This window comes from Thalassotalea profundi, from assembly GCF_014653195.1.
Lineage (GTDB): Bacteria > Pseudomonadota > Gammaproteobacteria > Enterobacterales > Alteromonadaceae > Thalassotalea_B > Thalassotalea_B profundi.
The window spans coordinates 1-1,260 of record NZ_BNAH01000031.1; the positions used below are offsets into that span (position 1 = coordinate 1).

Below are 1,260 nucleotides of genomic sequence, written 5' to 3' on the forward strand. Positions count from 1 at the left end.
TGTAGTGGTATAACGAATTTGGCCACTTAATTAGAGGCTGATATGATCGCCTCATAGATAATTTAGGTGACAAAATGACAAGAACAGGCAAACGTAATTTCACGCCAGAATTTCGATTAGAAGCAGCACAACTGGTAGTTGATCAAGGTTATACGGTTAGAGAAGCCGCTGAGGCCATGAATGTTGGTAAATCAACGATGGATAAATGGGTTAGACAGCTTCGCAATGAACGTAAGGGCATTAGCAGTAAAGCCAGTCCAATGACGCCAGAGCAGCGTAAAATTAAAGAGCTTGAGAAAAAGATAAAACGTATTGAATTAGAAAAGGAAATTCTAAAAAAGGCTACCGCTCTCTTGATGTCGGACTCGATGAACAATTTAAGATAATTAAACGACTCAAAGAGAGCTATGCGGAATTAACGGTTTGTCAAACATTTGATGTTCATCGCAGTAGTTTTAAGTATTGGAATAAACGTTCAAAGCGACCGAGCAGCAAACAACTAAAAGAAATTGCAGTCGTTAAGCAGATTCATCGAGAAAGTAATGGCTCTGCTGGCTCACGAACGATATCCACGATAGCGATTGACCGTGGTTTTGATATTTCACGTTTCAGAGCGACAGGCTATATGAAGCGTTTAGGTTTGGTTAGCTGCCAACTGCCCAAGCACAGATATAGAAAAGCCAATCAAGCGCATGTAGCTATACCGAATCATCTAGGTCAACAATTTGATGTAGTGAAGCCAAACCAAGTCTGGTGCGGTGACGTTACGTATATCTGGACGGGCAATCGTTGGGCCTATTTAGCCGTTGTTATTGATTTATTTGCCAGAAAGCCTATTGGTTGGGCGATGTCATTGTCGCCTGATACAGCATTAACGAGTAAAGCGTTAAACATGGCTTATGAAATGCGAGGCAAGCCAAAAGGTGTAATGTTCCATAGCGATCAAGGTACGCATTATACCAGCCGTAGTTACCGTCAATTACTGTGGCGTTGCCAGATAAAACAGAGCATGAGTCGTCGTGGTAATTGTTGGGATAATAGCCCAATGGAGCGATTCTTTAGAAGTTTGAAAACGGAATGGATACCGACAACAGGTTATCGTTCGTTTGCAGAGGCTAAAGCTGAAATAACACATTATATTGTTGGGTATTACAGCTCAGTTAGACCACATCATTACAATGCTGGTTTAACACCGAATGAGTCAGAGAAAAGATACTGGCTTGAATACAAAACCGTGGCCAATATTAGTTGACCACTACA

The 1,260-nt window shown here is 41.3% G+C and carries 1 protein-coding gene; it reads left to right on the forward strand.

Annotation, left to right across the window (positions count from 1 at the left end):
- The first annotated feature begins 74 nt into the window (after positions 1 to 74).
- A protein-coding gene (locus tag IE155_RS17855) for an IS3 family transposase (RefSeq protein WP_189379691.1) occupies positions 75 to 1,252 on the forward strand; the annotation gives its coding sequence in 2 pieces (ribosomal slippage) (positions 75 to 342 and positions 342 to 1,252; 1,179 coding nt in all).
- The last annotated feature ends 8 nt before the right edge of the window (positions 1,253 to 1,260 follow it).